General features: G+C 64.5%; 14 protein-coding genes. 12 read left to right on the plus strand and 2 right to left on the minus strand.

The features are described from left to right. Nucleotides 1–85: 85 nt before the first annotated feature. Nucleotides 86–1,291: a cytochrome P450 gene (locus tag VAR608DRAFT_RS04260; RefSeq protein WP_157730605.1), complete on the minus strand. Its 1,206-nt coding sequence runs from the start codon at nucleotides 1,289–1,291 to the stop codon at nucleotides 86–88. 328 nt (nucleotides 1,292–1,619) lie between these two features. Here VAR608DRAFT_RS04260 and VAR608DRAFT_RS04265 point away from each other — a divergent pair, with 328 nt between their 5' ends. The 10 genes from VAR608DRAFT_RS04265 (at nucleotide 1,620) to glcF (ending at nucleotide 12,111) form a co-directional block, all read left to right on the plus strand. Beyond that, complete coding sequence (locus VAR608DRAFT_RS04265; protein ID WP_157730607.1) at nucleotides 1,620–2,441, plus strand: alpha/beta fold hydrolase; 822 nt, start codon at nucleotides 1,620–1,622, stop codon at nucleotides 2,439–2,441. Between the two features lie 7 nt (nucleotides 2,442–2,448). Further along, nucleotides 2,449–3,438, plus strand: a complete 990-nt coding sequence (locus VAR608DRAFT_RS04270; RefSeq protein WP_157730609.1) for a tripartite tricarboxylate transporter substrate binding protein — start codon at nucleotides 2,449–2,451, stop codon at nucleotides 3,436–3,438. A 117-nt stretch (nucleotides 3,439–3,555) separates the two neighbouring features. Further along, a complete protein-coding gene (locus VAR608DRAFT_RS04275; RefSeq protein WP_088952934.1) occupies nucleotides 3,556–4,698 on the plus strand; it encodes an acyl-CoA dehydrogenase family protein in 1,143 nt (380 codons plus the stop codon). A gap of 97 nt (nucleotides 4,699–4,795) precedes the next feature. Continuing rightward, on the plus strand, nucleotides 4,796–5,845 hold the full coding sequence (locus tag VAR608DRAFT_RS04280; protein WP_088952935.1) for an alpha/beta hydrolase family protein: 1,050 nt from the start codon (nucleotides 4,796–4,798) through the stop codon (nucleotides 5,843–5,845). 50 nt (nucleotides 5,846–5,895) lie between these two features. Continuing rightward, nucleotides 5,896–6,663: a CoxG family protein gene (locus VAR608DRAFT_RS04285; RefSeq protein ID WP_088952936.1), complete on the plus strand. Its 768-nt coding sequence runs from the start codon at nucleotides 5,896–5,898 to the stop codon at nucleotides 6,661–6,663. Nucleotides 6,664–6,673: 10 nt separating this feature from the next. Continuing rightward, nucleotides 6,674–7,621 carry a PDR/VanB family oxidoreductase gene (locus VAR608DRAFT_RS04290; protein WP_088952937.1) on the plus strand — a complete coding sequence of 316 codons (948 nt, stop codon included), beginning with the start codon at nucleotides 6,674–6,676 and terminating at the stop codon, nucleotides 7,619–7,621. After that, nucleotides 7,618–8,160 (plus strand): VOC family protein, encoded by a 543-nt coding sequence (locus VAR608DRAFT_RS04295; RefSeq protein ID WP_088952938.1) that lies wholly within the window; start codon nucleotides 7,618–7,620, stop codon nucleotides 8,158–8,160. Before VAR608DRAFT_RS04290 ends, VAR608DRAFT_RS04295 begins: the two co-directional genes overlap by 4 nt. A gap of 18 nt (nucleotides 8,161–8,178) precedes the next feature. Continuing rightward, entirely contained in the window at nucleotides 8,179–9,660 is a 1,482-nt protein-coding gene (locus VAR608DRAFT_RS04300) for an FAD-linked oxidase C-terminal domain-containing protein (protein WP_231973215.1), read from the plus strand. Nucleotides 9,661–9,664: 4 nt separating this feature from the next. Continuing rightward, nucleotides 9,665–10,807 carry an FAD-binding protein gene (locus VAR608DRAFT_RS04305; protein ID WP_088952940.1) on the plus strand — a complete coding sequence of 381 codons (1,143 nt, stop codon included), beginning with the start codon at nucleotides 9,665–9,667 and terminating at the stop codon, nucleotides 10,805–10,807. Continuing rightward, a complete protein-coding gene (gene glcF / locus VAR608DRAFT_RS04310) occupies nucleotides 10,807–12,111 on the plus strand; it encodes a glycolate oxidase subunit GlcF (RefSeq protein ID WP_088952941.1) in 1,305 nt (434 codons plus the stop codon). The genes VAR608DRAFT_RS04305 and glcF overlap by 1 nt, the downstream gene beginning before the upstream one ends. Before the next feature lie 104 nt (nucleotides 12,112–12,215). Here glcF and VAR608DRAFT_RS04315 read toward each other — a convergent pair whose 3' ends face one another. Further along, nucleotides 12,216–13,028 (minus strand): SDR family NAD(P)-dependent oxidoreductase, encoded by an 813-nt coding sequence (locus VAR608DRAFT_RS04315; protein WP_088952942.1) that lies wholly within the window; start codon nucleotides 13,026–13,028, stop codon nucleotides 12,216–12,218. A 142-nt stretch (nucleotides 13,029–13,170) separates the two neighbouring features. Between VAR608DRAFT_RS04315 and VAR608DRAFT_RS04320 the strand changes: the two genes are divergently transcribed. Together VAR608DRAFT_RS04320 and VAR608DRAFT_RS04325 are read left to right on the plus strand one after the other, a co-directional pair. After that, nucleotides 13,171–14,127, plus strand: coding sequence for a D-2-hydroxyacid dehydrogenase (locus VAR608DRAFT_RS04320; RefSeq protein ID WP_088958594.1), 957 nt, complete (start codon nucleotides 13,171–13,173; stop codon nucleotides 14,125–14,127). Between the two features lie 330 nt (nucleotides 14,128–14,457). Beyond that, nucleotides 14,458–15,411 carry an FAD binding domain-containing protein gene (locus VAR608DRAFT_RS04325; protein ID WP_172843805.1) on the plus strand — a complete coding sequence of 318 codons (954 nt, stop codon included), beginning with the start codon at nucleotides 14,458–14,460 and terminating at the stop codon, nucleotides 15,409–15,411. Nucleotides 15,412–15,419: the final 8 nt, after the last annotated feature.

Below are 15,419 nucleotides of genomic sequence, written 5' to 3' on the forward strand. Positions count from 1 at the left end.
CAGCCATGCACGATTCGGCAAGGAGCAGCGATGCCACGTTGATCGATTCTGGGCATAGCACTGGCTGGCATCGATCTGCCCCACCCTACCGCGCAATCACCGACAGCGGTACGCTCCCAAAACCCCGCACCGTGTTATTGAGGCGCCGCACGGCTTCTCCTGCCGGCTTGAGCTGCGCGATGCGCTTGGCCATCGCGCTGAGCAGGATTTCGCCTTCCGTGCGGGCGATCATCTGGCCGATGCAGGTGTGAATGCCCCAGCCAAAGCCCACTGAGGGCGTGCGGCGACTCATGTCGTATCGTCCGGGCTCGCTGAATTGATTCGGGTCGTGGTTCGCCCCGATCACGGACAACATGAGCTTGCCGCCCTTCTTCATCTGCACGCCGGCGAACTCGATGTCCGCCTCGATGCAGCGATAGAGGATGGTGGCCGGTGACTCGAAGCGCAGCGTCTCCTCGAACGCCGCCCGCGCCAGGGCGGGATCGGCGTGGAGCCTGGCCCAGTCCTCGGGCGATTCGCTGAGGTGGCGCAGGGTGGCCGATATGGAATTGATCGTCGTGTCGAGGCCCGCCGTGAGGAACGAGCGGACCAGCCTCTCCGCTTCCTCCTCACCGATCTTTCCCGCATCGACGGCCTGGAACGCCATCGCACCCATTCCACCGGGCTTCAGCGAGCTGCGCCTGCACGCCTGTGTGACCCACTCCACCGCCGGACCGCCCTTGTGTCGCGCCTTCTCGACCAGCCAGTTCTCCGGCCCGAAGGAGTTGAACGCCAGCTCTCCGTATGGAAGAAGGTGCTCGCGGCCTTCCTCCGGGAGTCCGACGGCATCGCCGAACACCCGGGTGATGAACGGCTCGGCAAGATCCGTCACCGCATCGAAGCGGCCCAGGGCAACCAGCCGCTCAACGAGTTCGGCAGCGCGTGTCTCCAGTTCGGGACGGCGAGCCCTGAACGAGGCCACCGCCGGCGACAGGGCGGCGCGGTACCGTTCATGGTCCGGCGGGTCCGTGTCCAGCAGCAGGCTCGGAGGACGCCACAGCTTCTTGTTGCGCCAGTCATTCAACGCAGTACCGAAGCCGGAAACAAAGACCTGCCAGTTCTCCAGGGCCGCCTTGACGTGGTCGAACCGACCGATCGCCCACATCTCGTAGCGCGGTATCCACACCGCGCGTCCGGCCTCGCGGATCCGCGACGCATACGCAAGAGGATTGCGCAAGGACTCCTCGCTGTAGGGATCGATGTCGCAAACATCGACATCGCCGAGGGGTTGTTCAGCAGTGACTGTTGTCATGGGTGGGTTCCTGTGAGAAGGCCGTTTCGGGGTCCCTGCAGCACCGGACACCGGATGCAGATCCAGGCGCCCGCCCCGAGCCGGGGCCACGGCCTCGCGCCTAAGCGCGCGCCGCCATGAGGCGCCGAAGCCAAGCTGCGGGAGCTCGATTGGCACTGCCGCATTTGGCCATCTGTTCAATGACCAGACCCAATTCTCATTTGACATGGCTGGAATGCTGGGCTGCTATCGCAGGGTGTCGCGGCACTTATGCCTCCCATGCCAAAACAGTATTCCTTTCGCGACGAGCGCAAACCTAAACTGCCTGCCGTTCAAGGAGACAAGTACTGTGAAAGGCCAGTTCCGATTGGGCGATGGAGCAACCATCGCCTTCGAGTGCAGCGACATCGAAGATCGGCACTCGCCGCAGTTGCCTGCAATCCTGTTCAGCAATTCGCTTGCGTCCGACAGGACGATCTGGGATGCGGTGGTCGCGGCCCTCCCCGGCTGGCGGCTCATCCGCTATGACACGCGGGGGCACGGCGGCTCCACTCTGGGCGAGCGCCCCGCGGGGATCGACACCCTCGGCACGGACGCGCTCGCCGTTCTCGACGCAGCGGGCGTGAAGCGAGCCGTCGTCTGCGGCCTGTCGCTGGGCGGGCTGACAGCGATGTGGCTCGGCGTCCACGCCGCGGAGCGGGTGGCGGGTCTCGTGCTCGCCAACACTGCCGCGAGTTACCCCCCGGCACAGATGTGGCGGGACCGGTACGCGACCGCCTTGACCGAAGGCATGGCACCGATCGTCGAGCCGACCCTGCAGCGCTGGTTCAAGGATGAATTCCGCACGGCAGGCCACCCGGTAGTCAAGCGCATTGCCTCCATGATCGATGCGACCGACCCGAGAGGGTACGCCGAGTGCGCGCGCGTCCTCGAGGTCGCGGACTTGAACGCATCACTGCCGCAGATCCGCTGCCCGTCGCTCGTCATCGTCGGCACGCACGACCCTTCCACGCCCCCAAGCCGCGGCGAGGAACTGGTCGCAGCCATTCCGAACGCCTCCATGGCAGCGCTCGATGCCGCGCACATGTCCTGCGTGGAAGACCCCGGCGGTTTCGCCTCGCTCCTGCGCGACTTCTCGCTCTCTCTCATGGGCGACAAGGTCAAGGTCTGATATGGCGATGCAACCCTTGCTCCGGCGCCGCACCGTGGTGGGCCTACTGCCCGCACTGGCAGCTCTCGGCGCGCGCGCCCAGCCCGCTGCATCCAAGCCGCTGACCTTCATCGTGCCATACGCGGCCGGCGGGCCGGCCGACGTCACCGCAAGACAAATCGTACCGGCCCTGAGCAAGGCGCTCGGGGGCCAGGCCGTCATCGTCGAGAACGTTGCGGGTGCGAGTGGCGCCATCGCCATTCAAAGGCTCCTGTCCCAGCCAGCCGACGGCTCCCAGTTCCTGATGGGCAGTCCAAGCGACGTGATTCTGGCGCCGCTGGCGCTCGCAGCCGTGAAGTACAAGCCGGAGCAACTGCGCCTGCTGGGGCTGGCGTCGCGCGCGCCACTCGCGTTGGTCGGCACCAGGCAACTCCCCACGGGCACGCTCGACGAATTGCTGGGCGATATGCGCAAGCCCGGCGCCAGGCAGTACAACTACGGCAGCATCGGAGTGGGCTCTCTGTTCCATCTGGTCGGCGAGGACTTCGCCGCGCGCATGAAGCTGCGCATGACGCATGTGCCCTACAAGGGCGCAGCTCCCTTGCTGCAGGACTTGATGGGCGGCCAGGTGGACCTGGCCTTCCTGACGCCGGGCGGCAGCAACCTGGCCGACCTGATCGCGCAGGGCAAGCTGCACGCCTATGCAGTGACCGACGGCCAACGCATGACGCGCCTTCCCGATGTACCGACGATGGAGCAGGCCATCGGACTGAAGGACTTCGAGTACGAAATCTGGGGCGGCATGTTCGTGCCGCGGAGCGTCCCCGCCGAGATCGCCCAGAGGCTGAATGCGGCGTTGACGGAAGTGCTGCGCGATCCCGAATTCCGCAGCCAGGTCGAAGCCAGCAGCGCAATACCGAGCAGCCCGATGACGCTGGCCGACGCAGACAAGCTGCTGGCCGATCAGACGGCGCGCTACCGGCGCATCGCCCAGGCGATCAAGCTCGAACCGCAATAGCCGCCATCCCGCCCGCGAGGGGCTGGCGGTCGCGCCGGCAGTCTCGCGGCGCCACCTGAACATGGGCCATCGCCAGATCTTTTTCGAAGCCCCTCCAGCCGACCTGAGCAAGAGTCAATGTTGAACACCTCCATGCGCACCGCCTACGGCGAAGAACACGAACAGTTTCGAGGCCAGCTTCGCCGCTTCCTCGATCGCGAGTTCGTACCCAATCTGGCGCGCTGGGAAAAACAGGGCCTCGTGGACCGCTCCTTCTGGTTCGCCTGCGGCGAGGCCGGTCTCCTGTGTCCGGCTGTTCCCGAGCAGTACGGCGGCCTCGGGCTCGATTTCGGCTACAACGCCGTATTGCTGGAGGAGATGTTCTACCGGGGATCGGTGCCCGGCCCCGTCGTGCATTCCGATGTCGTCCCCGAGTACCTCCTGAACTACGGGTCCGAGGCGCAAAAGCAATTCTGGCTTCCGAAGATGATCCGCGGCGAAGCAATCACTGCGATCGCCATGACAGAACCCGACGCCGGCTCCGATCTCGGCGCGATCAAGACGAGAGCCGTGCGCGACGCTGACTCGTACGTCATCAACGGCTCCAAGACCTATATCACCAACGGACAGACGGCCGATTTGGTGCTGCTGGCCGTCAAGACCGATCCCGGAGCGGGAGCGAAGGGCATCTCGCTCATGCTGGTGGAGGCCACCCGCCAGGGGTTCGTTCGCGGGCCCAACCTGGACAAGATCGGCCAGAAGGCCGGGGACACGACCGAGCTGTTCTTCAACGACGTCCGCGTGCCCGCCTCCAACCTCCTGGGCGAGGAAGGCAGGGGCTTCGCCTATCTGATGAACCAGTTGCCCACCGAGCGGCTGGGCAACGCCATCATCGCCCAGGCCGCGGCGCAGCGCGCCTTCGACGAAGCGGTCGCCTTCACCAAGGCACGCAAGGCCTTTGGCAAGACGGTGTTCGATTTCCAGAACACACGCTTCACGCTCGCCGACATGGCCGCGAAGCTCCAGGTGGGATGGGCGCACATCGACTGGGCGATCAAGCGCCATATCAACAAGCAGCTGACAGCGACCCAGGCCTCCGCCGCCAAGCTGTTCCACTCGGAACTGCAGTTCGAGATCTGCGACAACGCGCTCCAGCTTCACGGCGGCGCCGGCTACATGAACGAGTACCCGATCGCCCGCTTCTGGCGCGATGCACGCGTACAGCGGATCTACTCCGGCACTTCCGAAATCATGAAGGAAGTCATCGGCCGCTCGCTCTGACCCACTTCAATCCGCAGCGATGCCCTGACCGCATGCCTCTCATGAGAACACGCTACTTCCAAGCAGGCTGCGCGCGGGAGAACATCAGCGCGAAGATATGGCTGCCGATACACCGCAATCCACCATCGACAGGGACATCGACCGCTTCCTCGCCGACGGCGTGCACTACCGCGACCTCATCCAGATCCGCGACGAAATCAGCGATTGGGCCGAGTGGCCCCGTGCCTGGTGCGCCTACGCGGCCCAAGCGGAACGCCGCGGCGACGAGGCGCTGGCCAAGGACGCGGCCGTGACCGCCGCCGACGAATTCTCCCGCGCTGCTCTCTACTACCACTACGCGCAGTACCAGTACTTCGAGGACGCGGCGCGCAAGGAGCAGATGCAGCAGGCCAAGACCGACGCGTTCGCCCGCGCCGCACCCTTGCTGAATCCGCCGGCTGAGATCGTTGCGTTCCCCTTCCGCGGCATCGACATCAAGGGCTACCTGCGCATCCCCGAGAGCCTCGAGAAGCCGCCGGTCGTCATCCTCATTGGCGGGCTCGACACGACCAAGGAGGATTACCGCTCGGTCAGTGACATCTGCCTCAAGCGCGGCATGGCTACCTTCGCCTTCGATGGACCCGGACAAGGCGAAACAGTCTTCAAGATGAAGGCCATCCCCGACTTCGAACGCACGGTCAGCGCCGCCATCGATTACCTGCAAACGCGAGCCGAAGTAGATATCGCGCGCATCGGCATTGTCGGCCGCGGCATGGGCGGCTACTTCGTCCCGAAGGCGGCATCAGTCGACCGTCGCATCAGGGTCTTGGTGGTATGGGGAGCGGTCTGCGACCTGATGCCGATGGACCAGCAAAGCCCGGCGACGCGGGCCACGCTCGAGTTCATCATCGGCACTGCCCGCCCCAAGCAGGCCGAGGACTACCTCTCGTTCCTGAACCTGCATGGCCGAACGCAGCGCATCAACGTGCCCACGCTCGTGATCCATGGCGGGCAGGACCGCGCGAGTGCGCGCTACGACACGGCGAAGCTCATTGTCGAGGGCAAGACCGTAAGGCCCATGATTTTCGTGGACAGCGGCCATTGCTGCCACGACGTGTCGCACATCGTGCGGCCCGCGATCGGTGATTTTCTTGCGCAGCACATCTGAGCAAGGGCTGTCACCAGGATTCTGGTTTTGAAATAGAAAGGAAAGCCAAGATGGAGATGACCGGCGAAGTGCGCATTCCGGCCAGCCGTGACGTGGTTTGGAGCGCGTTGAACAATCCCGCGGTTCTCAAGGCCTGCATCCCGGGCTGCGAAGAACTGACGGCGCGCTCGGAGACCGACATGGCGGCCGTGGTCGCCATCCGCATCGGCCCCGTCTCATCGCGATTCAACTGCGCGGTGCGCCTGAGCGAGCTGGATGCGCCGCACGGCTATCGCCTCACAGGCGAAGGCCAGGGTGGCGTTGCCGGCCACGCGCGCGGCGAAGCGACGGTCAGGCTGATGGCGGACGGCGCCGAAACCGTCCTGTCCTATACGTTCTCTGCGCAGGTTGGCGGCAAGCTGGCCCAACTGGGAAGCCGCCTGGTCGACGCCACGGCCAAGACGCTTTCGTCGGTCTTCTTCAAGAACCTGGCGAAGCAGGTCGAGATCCGGCAGCAAGGCGAGCCCTCGAACTCGCCGGAAGCGGCCGCGCCGGCTGCGAAAGAGCTGACGGCAACGCCCCCTTTGCAACCGGCGAGAACGATGCCGGCCCGCCCCGCCGCCGCATCCGCTCGCGGGATGGCGGCAGCCGCACTCATCGTGGCCATTGTGTCGGCCGTGCTGACCTGGAGCTCGCTTGGCGCACCGACAGCCATGACCGGCGCTCCTGCGCCCGTGCCTGTTTCCGCCGAATTCAACGCCGCGGTGCAACTGCTCATCGTGCTCGCCGTGGGCTATCTGCTCGGCCGCAGCAACGCGGTCAGCCGAGATACCCATTGAGGACCGTCCGATGAAGGTCAGGATCACTAGCAAGACCGAGGTTGCCCTCGATATCTGTGCATTCGAGTTGGAGCCCGTGGATGGCGCCCGCCTGACGCCATTCTCTGCCGGTGCCCACATTGACGTGCACCTGGGTCCTGCCCTCGTGCGCCAGTATTCGTTGTGCAACGACCCGAACGAGACACACCGCTATCGAATCGGGGTGCTGCGCGACCCGAATTCCCGCGGCGGATCGATTGCCATGCACGCGCTGCACGAAGGCGCTCTTCTCGAGATCAGCGAACCGAAGAACCATTTCCCTCTGCACGCGAACGCTAAGCACTCGATCCTGCTGGCCGGCGGCATCGGTGTGACGCCGATCCTGTGCATGGCCGAGCGCCTGTCGCGTGCCGGCGCATCGTTTGAGCTGCACTACTGCACCCGCGAGCCGCAGCGCACGGCATTTCGCGAAAGGCTGGCGCAGCCGGACTTCCTGCACCTGGCCCGGCTCTACCATGACAATACACCGGCCGACGAGCGCATCGATCTGGCGACCGTGCTGTCCGCGCCGTCTGCGAACACGCATGTCTATGTGTGCGGACCCGGCGGTTTTATCGAAGCCGTGTTGAACGCCGCCAAGTCGGCGGGCTGGCAAGAGGCCAATGTTCATCGCGAATATTTCACAGCACCGGCTGCATCCGCCGAGGCCCGCGGCGCCTTCCAGGTCCAGGTCGCCAGCACCGGCCAGGTGATCGACGTGGGCGCCGAACAAAGCGTCACCGCGGCACTGTCGGCCTGCGGCATCCAGATTCCCACCTCGTGCGAACAGGGAATCTGCGGCAGTTGCCTGACGCGCGTGCTGTCTGGCGAACTCGATCATCGTGACGTCTATCTCACCGAGGAGGAACGCGCCGCGAATGATCAGTTCCTGCCGTGCTGCTCACGGTCCAAAACCCCCCTCCTCGTGCTGGATCTATGACCACAATGAACAAGCAGACGCCTTGGATCACGGATATCAGGCAGATCAGCCTGGCGGTCGAAGATCTCGATGCGACGATCCGGCGTTTCCACGAACAGGTCGGCATCGGGCCCTGGGCCGTCTGGACGCCGAAGCTCACGAACACGAAGATTCGTGGCAAGCCCCAGCACTACAGCCTGAAGCTCGCCTTGGCGTGGACCAAGGACTTCATGTGGGAAGTCGTGCAGCCATTGGAGGGGCCCTCGGTGTTCCGGGAATTTCTCGACAGGAACGGCGACGGCGTGCATCACGTCCTGGTGGACACGCAAGACCAGAGCTTCGAACAGATCATCGCGGAGGCCACGGCACGAGGATTCCCACCGGCGATGGAAGGAAGCTGGGAAGGCACCGACTTCGCATTCCTTCAGACCGAGGACTCCTTGAAGACGACCTTCGAGGTCCTACGACGCTCGCCCGACTTCAAGGGCAGACCGGAGCCCGACTACTGCTTTCCCCACCCATTCACTCTTCCGGGCCGGCCGGATGCAAAAAGGGACTAGGACCGGATGTCGCTGAGAATGCCGGACGCGGACCGCTCCGTGCTGGAACGCCGAGAGCAGGTCGTCGCGGCGCTGCGCGCCCTCGTTCCGGGCGAGGGCGTGATCGATCATCCCGACGCGCTGCGCGCCTATGAATCCGACGGGCTGACGGCTTACCGGCAGGCACCGATGGTGGCGGTACTGCCCGAGTCCACCGCGCAAGTGTCCGCCATCCTTCGCTGGTGCGATAGCAACGGCGTGAAGGTCGTTCCGCGCGGCTCCGGCACTTCGCTGTCGGGAGGGGCGTTGCCGCTTGCAGACGCGGTGCTGCTCGTCATGTCGAGGTTCAATCGGGTGCTGGACATCGATCCCGCCAACAGGGTCGCGGTCGTCCAGCCGGGGGTGACCAACCTGGCCGTCACATACGCCGTGGAAGACCTCGGCTTCTACTATGCGCCCGATCCCTCGAGCCAGATCGCCTGCTCCATCGGCGGCAACGTCGCCGAGAACTCCGGCGGAGTCCATTGCCTCAAGTACGGCCTCACCAGCCACAACGTGCTCGGTGTCGAGCTCGTCATGACGAACGGTGAGGTTGTGCGGCTTGGCGGACGACAGCTCGATCCCAGTGGGCTCGACTTGCTGGGTGTGATCGTCGGCTCCGAGGGCTTGCTCGCGGTCGTGACCGAAGTGACGGTTCGCATCCTGCCGAAGCCGGAGGCGGCACGCGCGCTGCTGATCGGCTTCGGCTCGGTCGAGCATGCCGCTCAATGCGTTGCCGACGTGATCGCAGCGGGCATCGTTCCTGCCGGCCTGGAGATGATGGATCGACCGGCGATCCACGCCGCGGAAGCCTTCGTGAAGGCCGGCTACCCCCTCGATGTCGAAGCGGTTCTGATCGTCGAACTCGACGGCCCGGAAGTCGAATGCGCCGAGCTGATCGGAGAGGTCGAGCGGATCGCGCGTGCGAACGCCGCCGTGTCGGTGCGCATCTCGCGCACCCAAGACGAGCGGGTCGCCATCTGGGCTGGTCGCAAGGCGGCATTCGGCGGCGTGGGCAAGATCGCTCCCGACTACTACTGCATGGATGGAACCATCCCCCGCCGACGGCTGCCGCAAGTGCTCGCGCGCATCCAAATGCTGTCGACCCGGTACGGGTTGGCAGTCGTCAACGTGTTCCACGCGGGTGACGGCAACCTCCATCCGCTGATCCTCTACGACGCAAACCAGCCGGGTCAACTTGAGCAGGCCGAAGCATTCGGAGCCGACATCCTGCGGCTCTGCGTGGAGGTGGGCGGCGTGCTCACCGGAGAGCACGGAGTCGGGGTCGAGAAACGTGATCTGATGCCCGAGATGTTTTCTGAAGTCGATCTTGCGCATCAGCAGCGGCTCAAGTGCGCCTTCGATCCGCGCTCGCTGCTCAATCCGGGAAAGATGTTCCCTACGCTGCATCGCTGCGCGGAGCTTGGCCGGATGCACGTTCACAAGGGGCAAGGCCGCTTCCCCGACATTCCCCGCTTTTGAGCCGATGCCCTTTGATCTTCGACCGGCGACAGAAGCCGAGCTATGCGATGTGGTGGCCGATGCGGCGCATTCAGGGACACGGCTTTCGCTCCGCTCGGGCGGCAGCAAGCGCGATATCGGTGCCCCGATCGGCGAGGCGCGCACCGTCGACTTGCGCCGATTCGCTGGCATCGTCGACTACGATCCTCCTGAACTGATGCTGACCGTGCGTCCCGGCACGCCGCTTGCCGAAATCGAAGCCTTGGTCGCCAGCAAGAATCAGATGCTCCCCTTCGAGCCGTTCGACCATGGTCCTCTGTTTGGCCGCGCACCGTCCGAGGCAACCATCGGCGGCATCGTCGCGGCGGGCGTTGCAGGCTCGCGACGCGTGAGTTCAGGGAGTGCGCGCGATCATCTTCTGGCAGTACGTGCTGTCTCCGGGCGCGGCGAGTGCTTTGTCGGCGGCGCCAAGGTGGTCAAGAACGTCACCGGCTATGACATCCCGAAGCTGATCGCGGGAAGCTGGGGACGCTTGGCAGCGATCACCGAACTCACGCTCAAGGTGCTGCCGGCGCCTCGAGCGGACGCGACGCAGATCCTGACCGGCCTCGATCCCGAGCAGGCGGTGGCGGCGATGGCGGCGGCGATGGGGTCGAAGGCGGACGTGGCGGCGGCCGCGCATCGACCCGGCTCGACATCCGTCACCGCGTTCCGCATCCAGGGCTTTCCTGCGTCTGTGGCGGCCCGGTGCAAAGGCCTCGCCAAGCACCTCGCGGCATTCGGCCATCTTCACGATCCTGGTGAGGAAGAGGCGCAGGGAATCTGGTCCGACCTGCGCACCCTTGCTCCACTGCCGCTGGATGTACCCCTTTGGCGGATCAGTGTGCCGCCGGCGGCTGGTGGCACGCTCGTCAGGAGGCTCGAGCAGCGGGGCGCAAATTGGCTGCTCGATTGGGCGGGCGGACTGGCCTGGGTCGCGACGGCCATCGAAGGTGTCCGCGAGGAGGCCGCCGCAGCGGGCGGCCATTGCACGCTGGTGCGCGGGCCCGCAGAGCTCCGCGCCAGGGTACCGGCCCTCCACCCCCCCGCGCCAGCCATCCAGGCGCTCGAGCAGCGAGTGCGGCGTGCCTTCGATCCCGCCGGTGTCTTCGAGACAGGACGCTTCTGATGCGCACCGAATTCAGCGCACAGCAGCTTGCCGACCCGGCAATGGCGGCGTCCGAGGCCGCCATTCGCAGGTGCGTCCACTGCGGCTTCTGCACCGCGACCTGCCCGACCTATGTGTTGCGCGGCGACGAACTCGACTCACCGCGAGGACGCATCTACCTGATCAAGGACATGCTGGAAAGCGAGCGTGTACCAAGCACCGAGGTCGTCAAGCACATCGATCGCTGCCTGTCCTGTCTGTCCTGCACGACCACCTGCCCCTCCGGCGTGGACTACATGCACCTGGTCGATCATGCCCGCGCCTACATCGAAGGGCGGTACCGTCGGCCGTGGACTGAGCGCTTGGTCAGGTCGCTGCTTGCCGAAGTTCTTCCGCATCCGGCCCGCTTCCGAGCTGCGGCGCGGCTCGCGCGGCTCGCCAGGCCAGCCAAGCATCTGTTCGCGAAAATACCGGCGCTGCGACCGCTGGCGTCGATGCTGACCCTCGCACCCAATCTTCCTCCGGCGAGGGCTTCCTCCCGCGATGCCGTCGTGGAAGGCGCCCTCGGACGGGTCGCGCTGCTCCAGGGCTGTGTCGAGCCGGTACTCAAGCCGGAGGCCCGAGCGTCGGCAGTCCGGCTGCTCAACCGGTCGGGCTATGACGTCGTGTTCGCCCCAGACGAAGGCTGCTGCGGCGCACTTGTCCACCACATGGGGCGCGACGATGCAGGGCTCGAGGCCGCCCGGCGCAACATCGACGCATGGTGGCCTCTGGTCGAGCATGACGGCCTGGAGGCGATTCTCGTGACCGCCTCCGGTTGTTGCACGACGATCAAGGACTATGGCTTCCTGCTGCGCAACGACCGCGAGTACGCCCGCAAGGCAGCACGCGTTTCCGCAATGGCCCGCGACATCTGCGAGTTCCTCATCGAATGCGGCCTGCCTGCCGGGAACGGACGCGGCCTGACAGTCGCATATCACGCGGCCTGTTCACTCCAGCATGGCCAGAAAGTGACCGAAGCGCCCAAGCGCCTACTGGTTCATGCAGGCTATGAAGTACGAACGCCGGCCGAGGCGCATCTGTGCTGCGGTTCGGCCGGCACTTACAACATCCTGCAGCCCGAGATCGCAGGCCAGCTCGGCGACCGCAAGGTCGGGCACCTGAAGCAGCTTGGCGCCGACGTGATCGCTGCCGGAAATGTCGGATGTATGACCCAGATCGGCCTAAGGACCGACATCCCGATCGCACACACGATCGAGTTGCTCGATTGGGCGATGGGCGGGCCGGCGCCCCAAGGGTTGGCGGACCATTCCGACATCGGATAGACCGGAGCGCGCCACTGTCTCCCGCCCTCGCCCTGCTCAAGCTATTGACCAGCCTATGCAACCCCGAGTGCAGCAGTTCGACAGCGCGAAGCTCACTCATCGACTCAAGGTGGACCAGTGAGTTCGAGCGTCAAGCTTCTCAGTCTCTGCTGGGCCCGCCTGTCGTACGCCTGTTCCTTGGCTCTGCTTGGCGTCAGCCGATCGAAGTACTCACCGGTACGATGAGCGACCTCGGGCGAGACGGCCAAGTTCAGGATCGCGTCGGCACCTTCGCCCACGGTGGCCTTTGGCGCGCTGCCGGTTTGCCTCACCATCACCGTATCCATGTAGGAGGCCGGGTGGACAGCATTCACCGTGACGCCCGTGGCGGCAAGCTCCGCCGCCAGATCGACCGTAAACGTGATGAGCGCAAGTTTTGACCTTCTGTAGGCCTCGAGCCCCGAGTAGCCGGACTCGAACTGCATGTCAGCGAAATCCATCTCGCGTTGGCCCACAGAAGCCACGTTCACCACGCGCGCCGATGCCGCAGCAATCAGGTTGGGAAGCAGCATCCTGGTGAGCAGGAAGGGCGCAAGATAGTTGACCGCCAGGCGCAGTTCGAAACCGTCGGCACTTGTCTCGCGCCCTTTGCCAGGAGGCCCGAATCCAACCCCAGCGTTGTTGACCAGCAACTGCAGCTGCGGTGACTCGGACCTCACTGCCTGGGCGAGTTCGCGAACTGCCGACAGCGAGGCAAGGTCCGCTTGGTAGAAACGGGCTGAGCCGCCAGAAGCCGCGATGGCCTTCACCACTTCCCGACCTCGATGCGCATCGCGCCCATGTACGAGGACGTGCCAGCCTAAGGCCCCTAGGCGCTCCGCAACCACACGTCCAACCCCGTCCGTTGCGCCCGTGATCAGAGCCTTCTTGCCGTTCATTCTTCTGTTCCTTGTAAGAGCGCGGCCAATGATGCGGGCTGCGGCTCGCATCCAGAAATAGCTTTTGCGCATCCCGCGGATGCCCAACCAGCATTGGTACGCATTGCGGCGACAGGCCATGCTGGCCCAAAAAAGGCTTGGAATGAAGATTGTTTTTCTAGACCGCTCAACACTCTCGCCCCAGACTTCACTTCGAGGTCTGACGTTTGCCCACACGTTGCAGCTGTTCGAGAAGACGTCTGCGGCCGATGTAGCCGATCGCATAGCCGATGCGGATATCGTCATCGTGAACAAGGTGAAGCTCGATCGGTCAGCCCTCGAGCGCGCATCAAAGCTCAAGCTCGTGGCGATTGCCGCCACTGGTGTCGACAACGTCGATATCGCCACATGTCGAGAGCGAAATGTCGTCGTGAGCAACATTCGGAATTACGCGGCAAACACCGTGCCGGAACACACGTTTGCCCTGATTTTTGCGTTGCGTCGCAGTATCTGCGCCTACCGAGACGCCGTCCGAGCTGGTCGTTGGCAAGACTCGGAGCAGTTCTGCTTCTTCGATCACCCGATCCGTGATCTCGCAGGCTCCACATTGGGTGTCATCGGCGATGGCGTGCTTGGACAAGCTGTTGCAAGATTGGGCACTGCCTTCGGTATGCGCGTGCTCTTCGCCGGGTACAAGGGCCATACCGGTCAGGGCACGCTCTACACACCATTCGAGAAGACACTCGCGGAATCGGACATCCTTACGTTGCATTGCCCTCTCACCCCGGAGACTCGCAACATGATCGGCAGCCCAGAGTTCTCTCTGATGCGCAAACGGCCTCTGCTGATCAACACCGCCAGAGGCGGGCTGGTTGACGAAGCTGCCGTTGGACCCGCCTTGGAAGCTGGTCAGTTGTCCGGTGCCGCCTTCGACGTGGTCACGACCGAGCCGCCGCCAAGAGACCATCCGTTCATGGCGTTGCATAGTCGACCGGACTTCATTCTGACGCCCCATGTCGCATGGGCCAGCGACCAGGCGATTCAGGGTTTGGCCGATCAGCTCATCGACAATATCGAGGCCTTTGTACGCGGTGAGCCAAGGAACGTGGTCGGCTCCTGAAGCACAGGAAGGCCTGCGCGACCCGGACACCGCCGAGCGCTGATTCTCTGTGCCGCGTTCGACGATCCAAGGCGGAACTCGCCGATGCGCGGCGCTGAAACGGCGTCGGCACCGAAGCGTCCGGGCGTTCCGTCTCGGAAGGCATGCTCATCCTGGTCCCCAAAAAATTCTTGGCAGCCGAGCATGCCGAGCCATGAGATTTTCTCTCGCCTCCTCAGATTTGTTCGATTGCTCGCCTGGAGGGCCGAAAACAGAATTCCATCAGCGAATCGAGAAGAGCTGAGAGGGCAGCAACGCCGGTGGACGTACAGGGATGAGATTTTCTGGCGCTTGAATGAACCGCAGGAGCTGCACTTTTCGCGAAATGACAGAAGACCCCCCGTTGTTGAACTCATGAAAGCAGCCCCCTTCGACTACGTCCGCGCGGAGTCTCTCGAACATGCGCTTGATTGTCTAAGCCAATACGGCATGGATGCCAAGGCAATCGCCGGAGGCCAGAGCCTGGTGCCCATGATGGCGATGCGCCTTGCTCGTCCCACGGTGCTTCTCGACATCTATCGGCTGCCCGAATTGCAGCAAGTGAGCATCGACGCCGACAGGGTCCGCATGGGCGCAACGATCCGCCAGCGGACGGTGGAACACGGGACCGAACTTCACGACGCGCTGCCTCTGGTGCGGGACGCTCTGCGATGGGTGGGTCACATCCAGACGCGCAATCGCGGGACTGTGGGGGGCAGCCTGGTCCACGCCGATCCCTCGGCCGAATTGCCGCTCGCTGCAACGGTCCTCGATGCGACGCTGCGCCTTCAGAGCCAGGCCGATGGCGAGCGGCAGATTTCCGCGCAGGAGTTCTTCCTCGGCCCCATGTTCACGGCGACCGGTGAAACCGAATGCCTGGTTGAGATCGAGTGGCCGGTATGGCAAGGCAGTGTTTTCACCGCCTTTGACGAGACCTCGATGCGTCACGGCGATTTCGCCATGGCCTCTGCGGCCTGCCAGCTCGAGTTGGACGCGAACGGCATCTGCCGGCGTGCGGCCTTCGGTGTAGGTGGCGTGGATGGCACGCCGCGCGCTTTTCCCGAGCTGGCACAGCAACTGGTCGGCTATCGCATCGACTCGGGAATGGCCGAGGAGATCTCTCAGGCCGCGCTGCAGCAGACTGAACCGGGCTCGGACCTGCACGCCAATGCCGACTACCGGCGGCACCTGGGCGTCGTCATGCTCACCCGCGTCCTGCTCAAAGCCGCTCAGGCGCATCGCGCCTCTCCCGAATTTCAACGCTGAGACGAGAA

The sequence above is a fragment of the Variovorax sp. HW608 genome (assembly GCF_900090195.1).
In the GTDB taxonomy this organism is placed as follows: domain Bacteria; phylum Pseudomonadota; class Gammaproteobacteria; order Burkholderiales; family Burkholderiaceae_C; genus Variovorax.